Source organism: Serratia sp. PL7 (assembly GCF_945957435.1).
On sequence record NZ_CAMFLB010000006.1, the window covers coordinates 273,407 to 290,302 of the forward strand.

Sequence of the window (16,896 nt, forward strand, 5' to 3'; positions counted from 1 at the left end):
AGTGATCCCGGCATAAGAAATTAGCATAAAAAAACCCCGCCGATGCGGGGTCTAATCAAATTGGGGTAATAAAGTGCAGATTAAGCAATAAGTTCAAGATTTCACCCTGTTCGGACCTGGTTATCTTGAGCTGTTCCAAGGAGGAAAGGATCAGATCCACCTGGTTTAGTTTCGGTGCGTCTGCCGGTGCATTTACCGCAATCACCTGGCAGCCAGCTGCCAAACCGGAAAGGATCCCGGCTGGGGCATCTTCCACCACCACACAGTCCTGCGGTGCCAGCCCAAGGCCTTTTGCCCCTAACAGGTAGGCGTCTGGATACGGTTTACCTTGTTTGACCAACTCACAGGTGACAAACACTTCAGGAAGTGGCAACCCACCGGCAATACGGCGTGCGTTAGCTACTGGCACGGAACCCGAGGTGACAATCGCCCAAGGTATCCCCAACGCATTGATCTGCTCCAGCAAGGCCAATGCACCAGGCAGAGCGTTGACGCCGTCGGTATCCTCTGCTTCCACCTGCTCAAGCAGTTTGAACTCATGCTGTAGCTCAGCCTCGGTGGCATTCGGCATAAAGTGACGCAGCGAGGTGATCGCCTGTTTCCCGTGGATAAAGTCCAGCACCTGTTGCGGGCTGATGCCATGGCGTTCTGCCCAATGCGTCCAGGCTCGCTCTACTGCCGGTAATGAATCTACTAACGTTCCATCAAGATCGAACAGAAAACCCTTACACTCCACGGGAAACCCCTCTACGTTTAATCAGGCATTGATGATTTGCGCAATCTCGACGGCGCTCAAATGATACTGGCGTGGGCAGGATAGCCAGATACTCAGCATGCGCTGGTATTTTTCCCACATTTTGGTTTGGGCGTTAAACCCGTGGCTACCAGAATCGAAATGAGTATACCGCCCTTCCGTGTTCACCAGGAAACGCACATAGCTCAGGTAGCGTGCTTCGGTTGCAGCATCAAAACCAAGGAATGCCAGGCGACGCGCGTCCAGCCCCTGGCGATCCTTGAGGTTCTCCCAGGAAACCTGGAGCGCATGGTGCATTTCCATGATGTTGATGATGGTGCGGCACACTTCTTCGCTCATCTCACCAAAATCACGATCCAGCTCGCGCATTTGCAAACCAAAACCGCGCTCGATGATCGTCTGCAAGCGGCGGTAGCGCTCTGCATTGTCCGGATCGAGCATGGTCATCATCTTGTATTGATTCGACAAAATCAGCCGTTGGGCGTGAGTCATTTCCATTTCATTGTCCTCAGTTCTGCAAATTAACCAGAGCATCGCATGACTTCAGTATGGCGTGGAATCACAACTAAACCTTTCTTTGATTTGAACCGGGATATTGGTCAAATGTGGGACGTAGCCAGACATGATCAGGGCACGAATTTGCGGCATAAAGCAAGCAAGGCCGGTGAGTCCCCGGCCCAGTAGCGCTTAAAGATCGTCGAGGAAGGTTTTGTCCAACTGCTTGAAGGCACGTTTCAGCACGTCCGCCAGCGCCTGGTAGGTTGGCGTCCCTTCAACGGGGGCAATCGCCTGCCCGGCTTCCGCCAGCTTGTTACGGACCTCATGGAACCATTGCAGCAAGGTTGGCGGCAACGGCGTCACGGAACGACGGCCCAACCACCACAGCCCCTGCATCGGCAGGCTACAGGCGAACAATGCAGTAGCGATCGCCGGGCCAAGCTGACCGCCGAGCGCAATCTGCCAGGTCAGGGTAAAAATCGCCAACGGGGGCATAAAGCGAACGGCAAAGCGGGTAGCGCGCGCCACGCGGTTCTCAGGGAAAAGCGGTGCCAGCCGTTTGTCTGCTGGCCAGGTTTTCATGTAATGCTGCCCGCGCTGGAATATCTGAAACCAGCTTACGGAACCGGATGGTCTGCTCGTCATTGCGCACCTCAACTTCACGTATAAAAAATAAAATATTCTTGCAAACACACTAACAAAAAAGTTGAAGCTTTAAATTTATTTTGTGTTTGTGGCGGGCTATCGGTATCCTAAGCCGGCCATGTGCCGGTAGAAGATGACAGAAGATTTGTCAACTTTTAGCCCTATCTCCCTAATCCTGCCGTTGGCGGCCATGTGGGGCTAGGAAACGGTAAAAATCAGGATCGCTTAAACCGCAGAGAAATCATCGGTTTTTTCATCATTGTGTCCTTTGTATCACTGACATGATGTTAATCATAAATGTCAACGGCATTATGCGCTACGCTTGTTGTCTGATTGACGTTTTATTCACCACGTGTTTTTGGGTCTTCCTTAATACCAACACGAACTATAAGTAGGTACTTCCATGTCGAGTAAGCTAGTACTGGTCCTTAACTGCGGCAGTTCTTCCCTGAAATTCGCCATCATCGATGCAGCCAACGGTGAAGAATACCTCTCTGGCCTGGCCGAGTGCTTCCATCTTCCTGAAGCCCGTATCAAATGGAAAATGGATGGCAGTAAACAAGAAGCGGCACTGGGTGCCGGTGCAGCGCACAGCGAAGCGCTGAACTTCATTGTTAATACTATTCTGGCACAAAAACCAGAGCTTTCTGCCCAGTTGACCGCTATCGGCCACCGCATCGTGCACGGCGGCGAGAAGTTCACGGCTTCTGCCGTCATCAACGACGAAGTCCTGCAGGGTATCAAAGATTCGGTACCTTTTGCACCACTGCATAACCCGGCTCACCTGATCGGTATCGCTGAAGCGTTGAAATCCTTCCCTAATCTGGCTGATAAAAACGTTGCCGTGTTTGACACCGCGTTCCATCAGACCATGCCGGAAGAGTCCTATCTGTATGCCCTGCCGTACAGCCTGTACCGCGACCATGGCGTTCGTCGCTACGGCGCACACGGCACCAGCCACTTCTATGTGACGCAAGAAGCCGCGAAGGCGCTGAACAAGCCGGTTGAAGAAGTTAACATCATCACCTGCCATCTGGGCAACGGCGGTTCCGTAACCGCAGTACGCAACGGTAAGTGTGTTGATACTTCCATGGGTCTGACCCCGCTGGAAGGTCTGGTAATGGGTACCCGCAGTGGTGACATCGATCCAGCCATCATCTTCCATCTGCACGACGCCATGGGCATGAGCGTTGACCAGATCAACAAGATGCTGACCAAAGAGTCTGGCCTGCTGGGCCTGACTGAAGTCACCAGCGACTGCCGTTACGTTGAAGACAACTATGACACCAAGGCTGATGCCAAGCGCGCCATGGACGTCTTCTGCCACCGTCTGGCCAAGTACATTGGTGCCTATAGCGCCCTGATGGAAGGCCGTCTGGATGCCGTGATCTTCACCGGTGGTATCGGTGAGAACGCCGCGATGGTACGTGAGCTGACCCTGGACAAACTGGGCCTGCTGGGCTTTGAAATCGATCATGAACGCAACCTGGCTGCCCGCTTCGGCAAATCAGGCAACATCACCAAAGACGGCAGCCGTCCGGCACTGGTGATCCCGACCAACGAAGAATTGGTCATCGCGCAAGACGCTTCCCGTCTGACCGCTTAATGCTCTCCACACCGTCAGCCCAGGCTGGCGGTGTTGTTTTGAGCCTGTCATCTTTGTCTGCGCCCCCGTTGCAGGCAGAAAACCGTGAAGAGGACTATTCTGTGTCACGTACAATTATGTTGATCCCCACAGGCACCAGCGTCGGTCTGACCAGCGTCAGCCTGGGTGTCATCCGCTCCATGGAGCAAAAAGGCGTTCGCCTGAGCGTGTTCAAACCTATTGCCCAACCGCGTACCGGCGGCGATTCCCTCGACCAGACCACCACCATCATCCGCAGCAACTCGACCATTCCGGCGGCCGAACCCCTGCGTATGAGCTACGTTGAGGGCCTGTTGAGCTCCAACCAGCAGGACGTGCTGATGGAAGAGATCGTGGCCCGTTACCACGAAAACACCAAAGACGCAGAAGTGGTGCTGATCGAAGGCCTGGTGCCTACCCGTAAGCATCAGTTCGCCAACTCGCTGAACTACGAGATCGCCAAAACGCTGAACGCAGAGATCGTCTTTGTGCTGGCACTGGGCAACGATTCTCCAGCCCAGTTGACCGAGCGCATCGAACTGGCTCGCTCCAGCTTCGGCGGCAGCAAGAACAAAAACATTACCGGCGTGATCATCAACAAGCTGAACGCTCCGGTGGACGATCAGGGCCGTACTCGCCCAGACCTGTCCGAAATCTTTGACGATTCCACCAAGGCCAGCGTAGCCAACGTCGATCCTGCACAGCTGTTCGCCAACAGCCCGCTGCCGGTGTTGGGTTGCGTACCGTGGAGCTTCGAACTGATCGCTACCCGTGCCATTGATATGGCCCGCCACCTGAAGGCGCGAGTGATCAACGAAGGCGACATCATGACCCGCCGGGTAAAATCTGTGACCTTCTGTGCGCGCAGCATTCCGCACATGCTGGAACACTTCCGCCCAGGTTCCCTGTTAGTCACTTCTGCCGACCGTCCGGACGTGCTGGTTTCAGCCTGCCTGGCCGCGATGAACGGCGTGGAAATTGGTGCCATCCTGTTGACCGGCGGCTACGAGATCGATGCCTCCATCAACAAGCTGTGTGAGCGCGCCTTTGAAACCGGCCTGCCGGTGTTCATGGTTGACACCAACACCTGGCAGACCTCGCTGAGCCTGCAAAGCTTCAACCTCGAAGTGCCTTCAGACGACCATCAGCGTATTGAGAAAGTACAGAACTACGTGGCCAGCCACATCAACGCCGAATGGATCGAGTCCCTGACCGCCACTTCTGAGCGTTCGCGTCGTCTGTCCCCACCGGCGTTCCGTTATGAGCTGACCGAGCTGGCACGCAAAGCGGGTAAACGCATCGTGCTGCCGGAAGGCGACGAGCCACGCACCGTGAAAGCGGCGGCCATCTGTGCCGAACGTGGTATCGCGGAATGTGTGCTGCTGGGTAATCCGGAAGAGATCAAACGCGTTGCCGCCGCGCAGGGCGTTGAGCTGGGTAAAGGCATCGAGATCGTCGATCCGGTCGCCGTGCGTGAACTCTATGTGCCGCGTCTGGTTGAGCTGCGCAAGAGCAAGGGCATGACCGAAGTGGTTGCGCGTGAGCAGTTGGAAGACAACGTGGTTCTCGGCACCCTGATGCTGGAGAAAGGCGAAGTTGACGGCCTGGTTTCCGGTGCCGTTCACACCACCGCCAATACCATCCGCCCACCGTTGCAGTTGATCAAAACCGCACCGGGCAGTTCCCTGGTTTCCTCCGTGTTCTTCATGCTGCTGCCTGACCAGGTTCTGGTCTACGGTGACTGCGCGATCAACCCGGATCCAACCGCTGAACAGCTGTCTGAAATCGCCATTCAGTCTGCCGATTCCGCAGCCGCATTCGGTATCGAACCACGCGTAGCGATGATCTCTTACTCTACCGGTAATTCCGGTGCAGGTAGCGACGTTGAGAAAGTGCGTGAAGCGACCCGTCTGGCACAGGAAAAACGCCCGGATCTGATCATCGATGGCCCACTGCAATATGACGCAGCGATCATGGCCGACGTGGCCAAATCCAAAGCGCCTAATTCGCCAGTAGCCGGTCAGGCGACCGTGTTCATCTTCCCGGATCTGAACACCGGTAACACCACTTATAAAGCGGTGCAACGTTCTGCTGACCTGGTATCTATCGGGCCAATGCTGCAAGGCATGCGCAAGCCGGTGAACGACCTGTCCCGTGGTGCTCTGGTTGACGACATCGTCTATACCGTAGCCCTGACGGCGATCCAGTCGGCTCAGGCTGATGCACAGGCAGCTAAAGCCTGATGAGACAAAGGTGCCACTACGGCACCTTTAGACTCTGGTAATACCCATAACGGCCTGGTGATCATCACCGGGCCGTTTTATTTTTGGCGTCAACAAAGAGTAAGCAATGCACCTCCTGATGCCCCTCACCCTAACCCTCTCCCACAGGGAGAGGGGACCGATCGAGTGGATCTGAAAATTCGGTGGCTCACCTTGGATGAGGGGGCGGTCGAATTTGTTGAGATTACCTATTTACTTCCAGCAGAGCGCCGCCTATCAGTTCCCTCTCCCTATGGGAGGGCCAACAGCTCATCCGCCGCCGCCACAATATGCGCCGCCGTCAGGCCATATTCCTGCTGCAAGAACTCCTGCGTACCCACTTGCCCATAGCGGCCTTTCACCCCCACCCGCCGCATCGGTACCGGGCACTCTTCCACCAACACCTCCGCCACCGCCGAACCAAGCCCGTTATGAATGCTGTGGTTCTCGCAGGTGACGATCCTGCCGGTTTTCGCCGCAAAGGTTTTGATGATTTCACGATCGATAGGCTTGAGCGTAAACATGTCAATCACCGCCGCGCTGATGCCACGCTGTTGCAGTTCCTGCGCCGCCTGCAACGCTTCGGCGACCATAATGCCGTTGGCGATCAGCGTAATATCACTGCCGTCACGCAGCAAATTAGCCTTACCGATGGTGAAACGATAGCCTGCGGGATAAATTCGTGTCGCCTGCTTACGGATGGTTCGCACCCAGTAGAAGCCTTGCAACTTCACCAGTTGCTGCAAAATATCCTGGAACATGGTGGCATCGGTCACTTCCAGCACCACCGAATTCGCCAGGCCGCGCACGATCCCCATGTCTTCAAACGACATATGCGTGCCCCCGTTATGGCAGGCGCTGACCCCGGCATCGGAAGCGATCACCTTGACGTTGTTGCGCTGATAGTCCAACGACATAAACAGCTGATCGAAACAGCGGCGGCTGGCAAAAGCGGTGAAGGTGTGAACAAATGGCACTCGTCCGCTCAGTGACAAACCGGCGGCCACGCCAATCACATTGGCCTCCATGATGCCGCAGTTGATAACCCGCTCTGGGTGATCCTTATGTACGCCATCCATCGCCATCGAACTCATCAGATCGGCCTCCAAGGCGATCACTGGCGTATCGGCCTCGGCCTGTTGACGGATCACGCTGGCGTACACCTTGCGCATTTCTACGGCGTCTTTTTCCAACGGCATTTCCAGGTTAAACATAGGCGGCCTCCAGCTCGGCAATGGCCTTTTCGATTTCGCTGCGAACATCTGGCGTTAAGCGCAGATGATGTGAGTTTTTCAGGTTCTCCAGGTAAGCCACCCCCTGCCCCTTGAGGCTATCGAGGATCACCACCAGCGGCCGTTGCTCTCCACTACGCTCCGGCAATACGGCATCACGGATCGCCGCAATGTCATCCCCACGAACGGTTTGCACCTCAAAACCGAAGGCGCGGAATTTACCGGCCAGATCGAAGGGTTTGATCACCTCATCCAGCGCGCCGTCCAACTGCTGTTTGTTGTAATCAATAAACAGCGTCAGATTATGCAGGTTATGGTGGGCGATAAACTGGAACGCTTCCCAGCATTGGCCTTCGTTCAATTCACCGTCCCCCAGGATGCAGAATACCCGGTTGCTGCGCTTTGCCAGTTGGTGTGCAAGCGCCATACCGGCAGCGATAGAGACCCCTTGCCCGAGCGAACCGGTGGTGGCATCCACCCCACGAGTTAGCAAGCGATCTGGATGGCTCGGCAACCGGGTGCCATTCTGGTTGAGCGTTTGCAGCTGTTCCAATGGGAAATAGCCCTTAAGCGCCAGCACGCTATACAGCGCCGGGCCTGCATGGCCTTTCGACAGCACGAAATAATCGCGCTCAGGCCAATCCGGGTCACCCGGATCGATACGCATCACTTCGCCGTACAGCACCGCCAGCGTTTCAACCACCGACATACAGCCACCATAATGGCCAAATCCCAGTCCAGTGAGTGCCTTCAGCGTTTCCAGACGGATTGCCCCGGCCAATTGCGTCAAATCAGTCACGGTGTTGCTCATGAGCTTTCCTCCTTATTTTTGGCTGGGGCATCTTTGCGTTTCCCCAAGAAGTTATGTGCGACCAGCAAGCCAAAGATGGCGACGATCGCGACCATGATCATTTCTTTGGTCAGGAAGCGCGCCATATTGCCCAACACGATCCCCACCACACCGAAGTCCGTATCGGAGAAGGTGGTGTTGGCAAAACCCAGCGCGCCCAGTACCGGCAACAACAGCACCGGCAGGAAGGTAATCAACAGACCGTTGGCAAATGCCCCCAGCATGGCACCGCGCCGCCCGCCGGTCGCATTGCCGAACACCCCGGCAGTGGCCCCGGTGAAGAAGTGCGGCACCACGCCCGGCAGGATCAGCACCATCTTCATTTGGCCGAGCAAGAACAGACCGGCCAAGCCCCCCAGGAAGCTGAACAGGAAACCAATCAACACCGCATTAGGGGCGTAGGGATAGACCACCGGGCAGTCCAGCGCCGGGCGGGCATTAGGGACCAGTTTTTCCGAAAAGCCGGTAAAGGCCGGGACGATCTCGGCCAGGATCAGGCGCACCCCTTGCAGAATGATGAATACCCCGGCGGCAAAAGTGATCGCCTGAATAATCGAGTACACCAGGTAGTTCTGCCCGCCACTCAATTGGCTTTCGACGTAATCCTGGCCCGCGCAGATAGCCAGGATCAGGTAGATCACGATCATGGTCATCGAGATGGAAATCGAGCTGTCACGTAGGAAGCTGAGGTTTTTAGGTAAATTCATCTCCTCGGTGGAACGCGAGTTTTTCCCCACCTTGGAGCCGATCCAGCCGGAAAGGACATAGCCCAAGGTACCGAAATGGCCAAAGGCAATGTCGTCGTTACCGGTAATGCGGCGCATATAGCGCTGGGCGATCGCCGGGAAGAACGCCATCACCAAGCCCAGAGTCAACGCTCCGGTGAACACCAGCTGTACGCCCTCAAAACCGGCCACGGTGAGGATGATGCCGATCATACAGGCCATGTAGAAGGTGTGGTGTCCGGTCAGGAAGATGTATTTCAAGCGGGTAAAGCGGGCCACGATGATGTTGGCCACCATGCCAAACGCCATGATCAACGCGGTGGAGGCACCGTATTTCTCTAGTGAGATAGAGACAATCGCTTCGTTATTGGGAATAATTCCCTGAATATTGAACGCATGCTCAAACATGCCGCCCAATGGATTCAGCGAGCCGACTAATACCGTCGCCCCACCGCCCAACACAATAAAGCCCAGAATGGTTTTAACCGTACCTTTGACTACGTCAGAAAAAGATTTCTTTTGTGCCAATAAGCCAATCAAGGCAATCACCCCGACCAATACCGCCGGGACCTTTAATATATCAACCACAAACCTGAGCGTTTCCTGGATAAACATATCCACCTCGCCAATGGGTTAGATTAAATAATGGAGTGAGCTGCGAAGTAAGCACGCAGCTTGGCTTCAAGCTCATTAATATCAATAATATTGCTGATCACCACCAACTGGTCGGCAGGCACGCTGGCGCTAGCGGCAATATCTTTTGCCATCACGAAGATATCTGCCGCCCCCGGCGTTGCCGAGGAAAGGTCAGAGTGTTCAACCTCCGCCTCAATATTCATTTTCTTCAGCACTTTCTTGATGTTCATTTCCACCATAAAGCTGCTGCCCAATCCTGAGCCACAAATAGCCATGATTTTCATAATTATTACCTGCCAAATTTTATGTGTGGGATAGCGTCACCCGATATCTATCGGATGCTGAGTATTATCAAAGGTTGCGAGTAAAACCGGTTAGAGATTAATAATTGGCGATAACATCCTCAATTTGCCGTTTGGTTTGCGCCAGGAACAGTTTCTCCATGGCTTCGCTATCAGAAAATAACTCGGCCAGCTGCGAGATCATTTCAATGTGGCTACTGCTATCTGGAGCGGAAAGCATCACCACGATGAAGACCGGGTCGTTATCTTCTGACTGAAAATGCACGCCCTGATTTATCTTCAATAGTGAAAGACCGAGTGCTTTGGCGCCTTCCTCCGGCCTGGCATGGGGCATCGCGATACCAGGTGCCAACACGAAATAGGGCCCCAGCGCCTGATGTTGGCGAAATATGGCCGTCAGATAATCGGCGGTGATCACTCCGCGCTGCAGCAGCGGCTGGGCGCTAAGCGTGACCGCCTCCTGCCAGTCGCTAACCTGATCGCACAGTTGAATGTGGTCGGCGTTCAGCCAGTCGTTGAGCACATCTCCTCCTTATGGGTATTTCCCTTAAGCCGCCAGAGTTTCCGACCCCTAACGGGACGAAATCTGTTGGCTATGGATCGTTTGATGGCGCGTGGCCGTCATGCAATAGCCCGGCGACGGTAAAACTTTAATCAACGTGCTGGGGTTAAACTGTGATTAAACGCACAAAGATAGCGCTACCAAAAATCAATCATCCAGATCTGTGATAGCGCTATCAAAACTATCGGGGACGAAACCCGGCGGCTTAGTTTTTTTATCGATCACCTGAGGAACGGGGTAGAATGGGTACAGAAGCGGGAACCACGAAGCCCAGTAATGGCTTTCAACCCATGAGCTCATTTATGCGTTATGCGCGCATTTCAGTCAGGATCAGCAATGTCGATCGGTAGAAAACGACGCAGTACCGGCCGGGTTACCCTGGCCGACGTGGCCCAATTGGCAGGCGTGGGCACCATGACCGTCTCGCGGGCGCTACGCACGCCGGAGCAGGTTTCAGATAAGCTGAGAGAAAAAATTGAGTCGGCGGTCAGTGAACTGGGTTACCTCCCCAACCTGGCGGCCAGTTCGTTAGCCTCGGCGTCTTCTTATACCATCGCCATGGTGGTGCCGAGTTTTTCCGAGTCCGGCTGTGCGGATATGTTTGCCGGGTTACAGCGGGTATTGCAACCGGCGGGTTACCAGATCATGCTGGCCGAGTCCCAACATCATATCGAGCGTGAAGAAACGTTGCTGGAAACCCTGCTCTCTTACAACCTGGCGGCGGCCGTGCTGTTAAGCATTGAACATTCTGAAAATACCCGTCAGGCATTAACCGCCGCCAATATTCCGGTGGTGGAGATTGGGGCAATCCGCACCGACCCGATCGACATCAATATCGGCATTGATTACGTCGCAGCCATGTATCAACTCACTCAAACCTTAATTGCCAGCGGGTATCAAAATATTGGCCTGCTGTGCGCCAATCAGGAGCAGTGGATTTTCCAACAGCATCTGCAAGGCTGGCACAAAGCGCTACTGCAAAACCACATGTCCCCTCATCGGGTGATTAATGCCGCGCAACCCGCCAGCTTCAGCCTCGGCGCCCAGCAATTGCCGGAGTTTTTACTGACCTGGCCGGAGTTGGATGCCTTGGTCTGTGCGTCTGATGAACTGGCCTGTGGCGCGCTGTATGAATGCCAGCGGCGGAGGATCAAGGTGCCGGAGCAGTTGGCTATCGTGGGGTTTGGCAACAGCGAGGTCAGCCAGGTCTGCCAGCCACCGCTGACGACCATGACCGTGCCGCATAAGGAGATTGGTATCCAGGCAGGTAAGGCATTGTTGGCACGCTTGAACGATCAGCCCTGGCAACCAGAAGGTTCGATCCCTTCAACCCTGTGCCGTCGTAGCAGTTGTTAACGATGACGATACCGGGAACCCGCCAATAAGGCGGTATTCCCGGTAACTTAACCACACTTACCAGCTATAAGAGACCCCAACACGGTAGCGCGTCTGGCGGTTATCATTTTTGCTATCTTGCTTCACGTTCCCGACTTCAACATAAGGCTTCCAGTTTTTATCCCATTTGTAAGCCAGTTTGACGTTATGTTCGTAATCGGTTTTACCGTCGTCAAAAATAACCTTGTTGCTGCTCTTATACACGTAGTTATATTCGGCCGACCAGTCTTTGTAGAAGTTATAACCTAACCAAAAATCACCACGGTTGGTTTTCTCATCCCCCTCTGAACCTTTTGAGGTGGTGCGCTTATATTCGTAGCGATATCTGCCCGCCACATAAATGTCTTTAGTAAAGTTATACTGCGCGCGCAGATAAGGGCGATAGCCGTTATTATTACTGTTGGACTCTAGCGAGAAGCCAGGCTGTAGAGTGATTGCATCAAATTTATGCTGATAGCTGACGACGGCTTCTGTCCCATTACTGACCTGCTCGTGGAAAGGTTTATCAGGCGTTGAGTCTGAAGGATCCTGACGCCATTTTGCTTCCAGAGAGAATCCCAGGCCGTTATCGAAACGATGCGAGACCAACATACGATTTTTATGATCGCCCTTGCCGGTATCCTGCCATTCATGGCGCAAATCGAGCGACATGGCCATTGCACTAAAGTTTGCTACAGAGGCTAACACCAGAGTCAATAATTTAAATTTCATTATTACTACCCTTATCATTAATTATAGAAAAGACATCCCCACTCTATTTAAGGGGGTTATAGTGTTATTTAAAATACGTATTACTCAATAATGGAAATAGCGAACATTTAACTTAAAACAAACTTTATCTTTTTTGATGAATAAAGATTACCCAACATAAATAGTCGTACGTGATACCGCGCCACCTTAAGCCTCTGACAGATGGGCGCTATGCAGGTTAGCCGACCGTTGAGCGCATGGATGCGCGATTCGAGCCCCCAAGGACGGGTTCACGGCGGCCGGCGTTCTGCATAGCTCCCAGCTGTATCACTAAAACTAACAGCTATTTAAGTAAGCCTTATCTCATTGCGCGTTTCAGAATACGGTCGCCCTGGCGCTGGAAATCTGTCGCGACTTCCTGAACCGTTTTCTTACCATAATCGATATTCTGAATGGCATCCTGGAACAGCACGACGATCTGCGGGTCATCAAAATACGGCGACGCAGTGATGGCATGCGGCAGTGACAGCGCCAGTTTCAACCCGGAAACTGCTGGATCGTTATCCTGGATCGCACCACTTTCGCGCAACTGGTTGACGGCCACTTTGCTCAGCGGTACGCCACGCTCCAGCTTCAGTGCCTCGACGCCTTCCTTACTGTTTAACAGGAAGTTAATCAACATTGCCGCTTCTTTTGGATGCTTGCTGCTTTTACCAATCGAGAACATTTGCGACGGTTTGAAGAACAATCCGGCATCCTTGGCTCCTGGCAGCATCGGGTATGGCCCCAGTTCAAGCTTGGCCGGTGCCTTCAGGTTGTCGGAATATTTGTTGATGGTGGAGTTCCACATATAGGTTCCGCCCCACTCCCCCGCAATCCAGGGTTTCATCTCATACATATTGCTTTTGCCGAACGAAGCATAGTATTTCGATGACGGCATGACGTGGCTATCCACCATGTCTTTATACATCTGGAAAAAGTCGACCCATTGCGCTTCGCTGTAAGCAAACTTTTTCTTAGACTCGTCGATAATATCAACGTTATATTTTTGGATCATATACGAGCGCAACAAGGCAAAGGTATCCTGATGCTCTAACACCACCGGATAATATTTCTCGCCCAGTTTTTCGTTGAAAGTTTTACCGGCGGCGAGCAACTCATCCCAGTTATTGGGATATTGCACGCCCGCGTCTTTCCAGGTGACATCGTTATAATAGAAAACGCGCGCGGTCACTGAAATCGGAATGCCGTTCAGCTTGCCGTCAATCGTGGTAGTTTGCAGCTCTTTGGGATCAAACTGGGTCAGATCCAGATACTCACTCACCTTGTTCAGGTCATAGAACCCGGTGCCGGTTTTTGAAAAGATCGGCAGCCAGTTCCAGTTGGTTTGCATCACGTCCGGCTCGGTGCCCCCGGCAATCTGGGTGGTCAGACGTGAAAGGTGACCGTCCCAGCCGGTGTATTCCGATTTCACCTTGATATTCGGGTTCTGCTTCTCGAACGCTTCAATCGCTTTCAACGTAACCTGATGGCGGCCATTGCCTCCCCACCAGGACATACGTAAGTCAACCTGTTCAGCGGCAAAAGCCTGATGGGCAAATATCGCCATGGACGAGGCTACCAGAGTACGTAAGACTATTTTTTTCATTATTTACTACTCCTGTTAAAGAGAAATATTCTTTTCTGTTTTCGCATCAAAAATGTGGCATTTATCCATATCGAATTTGAAGTAAACCGGACGATGCAGCCCATTTTTCAGGATCGGTTTAACGTCATCGGAAGGAATACGGCAGGTCAGTTCAAAATCATTCACCTTCAGGTAAACAAAGAACTCATGGCCCATATTCTCGACGCGGACCAGTTCTCCTTCGGAGTGGTTGCCCTCAAACGGCGACTCTGAAATCGACACAAACTCAGGCCGCACGCCAAAGAACACGTCCTGCCCGACAAAGCTGGCGACCTTATCCTGCTGATACTGGCTGAGGGTCAAGGTGTAATTACCGACAGTAAGGCCGATTTTGCCGTCCTTCTCTACCAGCTTGCTCGGCTTGATGTTCATTTCTGGCGCCCCGATAAAGCCGGCGACAAACATGTTTTTCGGGAAGTGGTACAGGTTATCTGGCGTATCCACCTGCATGATATGGCCCAGCTTCATCACGCAGATACGGTCGCCCATGGTCATGGCTTCGGTCTGATCGTGGGTGACATAGACGGTGGTTGCCGGTTTGCCGCTCTTTTTCAGCTGCTTGTGCAAGTCGGAAATACGAATACGCATCGACGCACGCAGCTTGGCATCCAGGTTAGACAACGGTTCATCGAACAGGAACACGTCTGGTTTTTTCACAATTGCGCGGCCCACGGCCACACGCTGCGCCTGCCCACCAGAGAGTTGGCGTGGCAAACGATCCAACAGTTCTTCCAGCTCCAGGATCTTGGCGGCTTCGTTAACCTGCTCTTCAATCTGCTCTTTAGGCAGCTTGCTCAGCTTCAAACCAAACGCCAGATTGTCTTTTACCGTCATATGCGGATACAGCGCATAGTTCTGAAACACCATGGCAATACCACGGGATTTAGGGGCCAGGTTATTCACCACGCGGTCGCCAATGCGCACTTCGCCGCCGCTGATGGTCTCCAGCCCTGCCAGCATCCGCAGCGTGGTCGATTTGGCACAGCCGGAAGGGCCGACAATCACCATAAACTCGCCATCGGCAATGGTCAGATTGATGCCATGCACCGCCTTATAACCGTTGCTGTACACTTTCTGCAGATTGTTAAAAATGACTTCAGCCATGATAGATCCTCAATTAACCTTTAATTCCGCTGCTGGTAACGCCCTGCACAAAGTAGCGTTGGGCCAGGAAGAACACGATGATGGACGGCAGAATAGAGATGCTTGCCATAGCCAGGATTTCGTTCCACGGCGCACCTTCTGTCACGTCGATAGACATTTTCAACGCCAGCGCAATCGGGTACTTATCGACGCTGTAGACGTAGATCAACGGGCCAATAAAGTCATTCATCGACCACATAAACTGGAACAGGGCGACGGAGATAATCGCCGGTTTCAGGATCGGCACCACCACATACCACAGCACCTGGAACGAGTTGCAACCATCAATCTGGGCCGCCTCTTCCATATCCCGTGGCACACCGCGCAGGAACTGGATCAACATAAAGACGAAGAACCCTTGGGTCGCAAATGCCAGCGGTAAATAGAGCGGCAGATAGCTGTCCAACATGCCCATTTCACGGAACATGATGTATTGCGGGATCAATAACACCGTGCTTGGCAGCAACATGGTGGTGATCAGCGTGGCAAACCAGAATTTCTTCCACGGGATCTCAAAGCGGGCAAAGCCGTAGGCCACAATGGTCGAAGAGATAATGGTTAATAACACCTTGGGGATCACAAATTTAAAGGTGTTAAGCATGTAATGACCAAAGTTATATTCCGTGCCGGTTTTCCAACCGTTGACGAAACCATCCGAGGTCGCATTGTCTGGCCACAGGCCCAGGGTAGTGAAGATCTCCTGATTGGGTTTAAACGATGCCGAGAACATCCACACCAGCGGATACAGCATCAACAATCCCACCAGCAGCAGCACGACGTAACGAATAGCGGCGCTGATTTTTTCCCGGCGCAATGTGCGCTGAACTTCACGCTCAGCGATTTCCTGCGCGCTGGACATGGGTAGTTGGTTCTGTTGCATGTCAGCCATTTTTGCCACCCTTATCTGCCGAGTAGAAGACCCAATACTTCGATGATTTAAAGGCGATTGAGGCGAACAGGGCCACAACCAGGAACAGGATCCACGCCAATGCGGCACCGTAACCCATATCAAAATATTTAAAGGCGGTATCGTAGATATACAGTGAGAACAGATAGGTGTAATGGGTTGGCCCGCCCCCGGTAATCACATACGGAGCCGTAAACTCCTGGAACGCCTGCGTGGTCTGCATAATAAAGTTGAAGAAAATCACCGGCGTGATCAGCGGTACCGTGACCTTCATAAACATCTGCCACTTGGAAGCACCATCAATCATGGCCGCTTCATATTGTGACTGTGGCACGTTTTGCAGCGCCGCCAGGAAGATCACCATCGCAGAGCCGAACTGCCATACACGCAGCAACGTGACCGACATTAATGCCAGTGAAGGCTCTCCCAACCAGTTGACCGGATCCATCCCAAAGACACCGATAAAGCTGTTTAGCAGCCCGTCGATGGCAAACAAAGCACGCCATAGCACGGCGATAGCCACGCTGCTGCCCAGAATAGAAGGAACGTAATATGCGGTACGGAAAAAGCCGATGCCGCGTAGTTTGAAATTAAGAACAAAAGCGATACCTAACGCAAAGGCCAATTTTAACGGGATGGTCAGAAACACATATGCAAAGGTGACGCCCATCGATTTCCAAAAAAGATGGTCTTCCATCAGCATATAACGATAGTTTTCTACCCCGTTAAACACCGGGGGATTCATCAGGTCATATTCCGTAAAGCTCAGCAAGAATGATGACACAAAGGGGAACGCCGTAAATATGATCAACCCTATTATATAAGGTGATATATAGGCTAACCCCAGCATTCTGTTTTCATTCATGGTTGTTACCCATAGCCATTTAAATAGAAAAAGAAATGAAATTAGTTAAGTAAAATTTAAGTACGATTAAACATTAGAAATGACAAGCCAGGCAGTCTGCCCAGGTTCAGCATCCTCCCC

At 52.9% G+C, this 16,896-nt stretch carries 16 protein-coding genes; 3 read left to right on the forward strand and 13 right to left on the reverse strand.

Features of this window, described 5'->3' with window-relative positions; all coding sequences use genetic code 11:
• Nucleotides 1-55: 55 nt before the first annotated feature.
• The 3 genes from N6G83_RS25515 to yfbV all read right to left on the reverse strand — a co-directional run bounded on the left by N6G83_RS25515 (nucleotide 56) and on the right by yfbV (nucleotide 1,897).
• Entirely contained in the window at nucleotides 56-736 is a 681-nt protein-coding gene (locus tag N6G83_RS25515; protein ID WP_260524046.1) for a sugar phosphatase, read from the reverse strand.
• Nucleotides 737-757: 21 nt separating this feature from the next.
• Nucleotides 758-1,252: a YfbU family protein gene (locus N6G83_RS25520; protein ID WP_021178532.1), complete on the reverse strand. Its 495-nt coding sequence runs from the start codon at nucleotides 1,250-1,252 to the stop codon at nucleotides 758-760.
• Nucleotides 1,253-1,441: 189 nt separating this feature from the next.
• Nucleotides 1,442-1,897 (reverse strand): terminus macrodomain insulation protein YfbV, encoded by a 456-nt coding sequence (gene yfbV, locus N6G83_RS25525; protein WP_024485138.1) that lies wholly within the window; start codon nucleotides 1,895-1,897, stop codon nucleotides 1,442-1,444.
• A 403-nt stretch (nucleotides 1,898-2,300) separates the two neighbouring features.
• Between yfbV and ackA the strand changes: the two genes are divergently transcribed.
• A complete protein-coding gene (ackA, locus tag N6G83_RS25530) occupies nucleotides 2,301-3,503 on the forward strand; it encodes an acetate kinase (protein WP_024529585.1) in 1,203 nt (400 codons plus the stop codon).
• Nucleotides 3,504-3,604: 101 nt separating this feature from the next.
• A complete protein-coding gene (pta, locus tag N6G83_RS25535; protein WP_024529584.1) occupies nucleotides 3,605-5,764 on the forward strand; it encodes a phosphate acetyltransferase in 2,160 nt (719 codons plus the stop codon).
• A gap of 269 nt (nucleotides 5,765-6,033) precedes the next feature.
• On the opposite strand, the gene N6G83_RS25540 is transcribed toward pta, so the two are convergent.
• From N6G83_RS25540 to N6G83_RS25560, 5 genes are all read right to left on the reverse strand, one after another.
• The gene (locus N6G83_RS25540) at nucleotides 6,034-6,996 is read right to left on the reverse strand and encodes a transketolase family protein (RefSeq protein WP_024530685.1); all 963 of its coding nucleotides are present in this window, start codon (nucleotides 6,994-6,996) and stop codon (nucleotides 6,034-6,036) included.
• Nucleotides 6,989-7,825, reverse strand: a complete 837-nt coding sequence (locus N6G83_RS25545; RefSeq protein WP_024530684.1) for a transketolase — start codon at nucleotides 7,823-7,825, stop codon at nucleotides 6,989-6,991. The genes N6G83_RS25540 and N6G83_RS25545 overlap by 8 nt, the downstream gene beginning before the upstream one ends.
• Nucleotides 7,822-9,204, reverse strand: a complete 1,383-nt coding sequence (locus N6G83_RS25550; protein ID WP_024530683.1) for a PTS ascorbate transporter subunit IIC — start codon at nucleotides 9,202-9,204, stop codon at nucleotides 7,822-7,824. Before N6G83_RS25550 ends, N6G83_RS25545 begins: the two co-directional genes overlap by 4 nt.
• A gap of 23 nt (nucleotides 9,205-9,227) precedes the next feature.
• The gene (locus N6G83_RS25555; RefSeq protein WP_024530682.1) at nucleotides 9,228-9,509 is read right to left on the reverse strand and encodes a PTS sugar transporter subunit IIB; all 282 of its coding nucleotides are present in this window, start codon (nucleotides 9,507-9,509) and stop codon (nucleotides 9,228-9,230) included.
• Between the two features lie 97 nt (nucleotides 9,510-9,606).
• Nucleotides 9,607-10,050, reverse strand: coding sequence for a PTS sugar transporter subunit IIA (locus N6G83_RS25560; RefSeq protein ID WP_024530681.1), 444 nt, complete (start codon nucleotides 10,048-10,050; stop codon nucleotides 9,607-9,609).
• 375 nt (nucleotides 10,051-10,425) lie between these two features.
• Between N6G83_RS25560 and N6G83_RS25565 the strand changes: the two genes are divergently transcribed.
• Nucleotides 10,426-11,445 (forward strand): LacI family DNA-binding transcriptional regulator, encoded by a 1,020-nt coding sequence (locus N6G83_RS25565; RefSeq protein WP_211135528.1) that lies wholly within the window; start codon nucleotides 10,426-10,428, stop codon nucleotides 11,443-11,445.
• A 57-nt stretch (nucleotides 11,446-11,502) separates the two neighbouring features.
• On the opposite strand, the gene N6G83_RS25570 is transcribed toward N6G83_RS25565, so the two are convergent.
• The 5 genes from N6G83_RS25570 to N6G83_RS25590 all read right to left on the reverse strand — a co-directional run bounded on the left by N6G83_RS25570 (nucleotide 11,503) and on the right by N6G83_RS25590 (nucleotide 16,776).
• On the reverse strand, nucleotides 11,503-12,195 hold the full coding sequence (locus tag N6G83_RS25570; protein WP_024530679.1) for an oligogalacturonate-specific porin KdgM family protein: 693 nt from the start codon (nucleotides 12,193-12,195) through the stop codon (nucleotides 11,503-11,505).
• Nucleotides 12,196-12,532: 337 nt separating this feature from the next.
• Complete coding sequence (locus tag N6G83_RS25575) at nucleotides 12,533-13,822, reverse strand: ABC transporter substrate-binding protein (RefSeq protein ID WP_024530678.1); 1,290 nt, start codon at nucleotides 13,820-13,822, stop codon at nucleotides 12,533-12,535.
• A gap of 15 nt (nucleotides 13,823-13,837) precedes the next feature.
• A complete protein-coding gene (locus N6G83_RS25580) occupies nucleotides 13,838-14,965 on the reverse strand; it encodes an ABC transporter ATP-binding protein (protein ID WP_024530677.1) in 1,128 nt (375 codons plus the stop codon).
• A gap of 13 nt (nucleotides 14,966-14,978) precedes the next feature.
• Nucleotides 14,979-15,893 carry a carbohydrate ABC transporter permease gene (locus N6G83_RS25585; protein ID WP_024485192.1) on the reverse strand — a complete coding sequence of 305 codons (915 nt, stop codon included), beginning with the start codon at nucleotides 15,891-15,893 and terminating at the stop codon, nucleotides 14,979-14,981.
• The gene (locus N6G83_RS25590; protein ID WP_024530676.1) at nucleotides 15,886-16,776 is read right to left on the reverse strand and encodes a carbohydrate ABC transporter permease; all 891 of its coding nucleotides are present in this window, start codon (nucleotides 16,774-16,776) and stop codon (nucleotides 15,886-15,888) included. The genes N6G83_RS25585 and N6G83_RS25590 overlap by 8 nt, the downstream gene beginning before the upstream one ends.
• Between the last annotated feature and the right edge of the window lie 120 nt (nucleotides 16,777-16,896).

Bases quoted from the DNA above. Each gene is read 5' to 3' on its own strand.
- N6G83_RS25520 (WP_021178532.1), bottom strand. From the start codon at position 1,252: ATGGAAATGACTCACGCCCAACGGCTGATTTTGTCGAATCAATACAAG.
- yfbV (WP_024485138.1), bottom strand. From the start codon at position 1,897: ATGACGAGCAGACCATCCGGTTCCGTAAGCTGGTTTCAGATATTCCAG.
- ackA (WP_024529585.1), top strand. From the start codon at position 2,301: ATGTCGAGTAAGCTAGTACTGGTCCTTAACTGCGGCAGTTCTTCCCTG.
- N6G83_RS25540 (WP_024530685.1), bottom strand. From the start codon at position 6,996: ATGTTTAACCTGGAAATGCCGTTGGAAAAAGACGCCGTAGAAATGCGC.
- N6G83_RS25545 (WP_024530684.1), bottom strand. From the start codon at position 7,825: ATGAGCAACACCGTGACTGATTTGACGCAATTGGCCGGGGCAATCCGT.
- N6G83_RS25550 (WP_024530683.1), bottom strand. From the start codon at position 9,204: ATGTTTATCCAGGAAACGCTCAGGTTTGTGGTTGATATATTAAAGGTC.
- N6G83_RS25555 (WP_024530682.1), bottom strand. From the start codon at position 9,509: ATGAAAATCATGGCTATTTGTGGCTCAGGATTGGGCAGCAGCTTTATG.
- N6G83_RS25565 (WP_211135528.1), top strand. From the start codon at position 10,426: ATGTCGATCGGTAGAAAACGACGCAGTACCGGCCGGGTTACCCTGGCC.
- N6G83_RS25570 (WP_024530679.1), bottom strand. From the start codon at position 12,195: ATGAAATTTAAATTATTGACTCTGGTGTTAGCCTCTGTAGCAAACTTT.
- N6G83_RS25575 (WP_024530678.1), bottom strand. From the start codon at position 13,822: ATGAAAAAAATAGTCTTACGTACTCTGGTAGCCTCGTCCATGGCGATA.
- N6G83_RS25580 (WP_024530677.1), bottom strand. From the start codon at position 14,965: ATGGCTGAAGTCATTTTTAACAATCTGCAGAAAGTGTACAGCAACGGT.
- N6G83_RS25585 (WP_024485192.1), bottom strand. From the start codon at position 15,893: ATGGCTGACATGCAACAGAACCAACTACCCATGTCCAGCGCGCAGGAA.
- N6G83_RS25590 (WP_024530676.1), bottom strand. From the start codon at position 16,776: ATGAATGAAAACAGAATGCTGGGGTTAGCCTATATATCACCTTATATA.